The sequence below is a fragment of the Trichococcus sp. ES5 genome (assembly GCF_900067165.1).
GTDB lineage: Bacteria > Bacillota > Bacilli > Lactobacillales > Aerococcaceae > Trichococcus > Trichococcus flocculiformis.
Window position 1 is genome coordinate 1 of the sequence record NZ_FJND01000025.1, and the last position, 1261, is coordinate 1261.

1 protein-coding gene is annotated in these 1261 nt (G+C 44.5%); it reads right to left on the reverse strand.

Annotation, left to right across the window (positions count from 1 at the left end; translation table 11 throughout):
* On the reverse strand, window positions 1-1217 hold a 1217-nt coding region (locus TES5_RS13300; protein WP_198143357.1), incomplete at its 3' end, for a DDE-type integrase/transposase/recombinase.
* Window positions 1218-1261 lie beyond the last annotated feature (44 nt).

Below are 1261 nucleotides of genomic sequence, written 5' to 3' on the forward strand. Positions count from 1 at the left end.
AAGGTCACGAAAGAGACTGATCCCTGTTGGGATCCGAATCCGGTGGTCGCTCTGTAATTGCCTTTGAATGTTCGGTTCAACCGTTCGATGATTTGTTTTAACGGTCGGTATTCCTTTGACACCGGATCATTATTTGTAAGTCCGATTACTTGCTTCACGTCAAAGGGGATGCCGTGTTGGGCATAGTAGTGTTGAGCCAGAAGGTAGATGGGGTTGCCGTCGACGATGAAAGTTAGGTCCTCCGGTATCTGGGGCATCTTTTTGAAGACTTCGCGCAAGGCATAAATAGCGGATTCCGTATCTCGGTTTGGCGAAACATAGTTCGACAAAATTATTTTTTTGACGGCATCAAAGAAGAAAAACAAATAGTTCCAGCGACCGCCAACGCGGATGTAAGTCTCATCTCCGCAGAATTGATCGGATAATTCGTAAGGATAGTTCTCCAGGAACGGCTTCAGAACCACGGATGTACTGGAAGCGTAGTTGAGTATGGTTTGACCTGAGATTCTGACATTATGTACATCGTACATAAGTGCCGCTGTTTTTCTGGCCGAAAGACCGTAGTTTACGTGGTAGGTCAGTATCAATCCCAGAGTATGGGGCGAACAATGGATATTGGCCAGATTCACCTTCGGTTGAATGACTGAATCCTTTGAGATCGGATGAAAAGGAATATTGAATTGGCGGAAGAGATAGTGCATCTTGAATTGTTGGGAATCCTTCTCAAACAATTCTTTTTCTTCCGGAGTCAATTCTTTCAGCCTACGCAAGTAATAAGGACAGTCCGCTCTTTTACACTTGTAGACATCGAATCCATTGCGATCTTTGATTTTCTCCAACGGATGTGAGCAATGCGGGCACTTTAAAATGGCTTCTTTTGAATAGCGGTTTTTAGGGTTAAATAAGGCGTCACAGACTTTACAGTTGCATTGGCCTTTGGAGCCATTATTGGCGTAGAGGTAGTCCGAGGGAGCGTTGCAGCGTGGGCAGGTCGTGTTGAGGTCTAGGTTGATTTTAACGCCATTGCGGCGTTGAATGGGCTGGAGCACCTTCCCTGTTTTTTCGAAATGAGTTTGGAGAAGCAGCTGATAGTCCAACTTTTCAACTTTTTCGATCAAAGGCAGTTCATCGATTTTGAGCTTCTGGTAATTTAGATTGTCCGGAGCAGTTAACTGAGGCATGCGGGAATTTTGCGTCAACAGGATTACTAGCTTCATTAACGCAAGAATAATCATTCGTTGACGCTTGATAATATCAACTA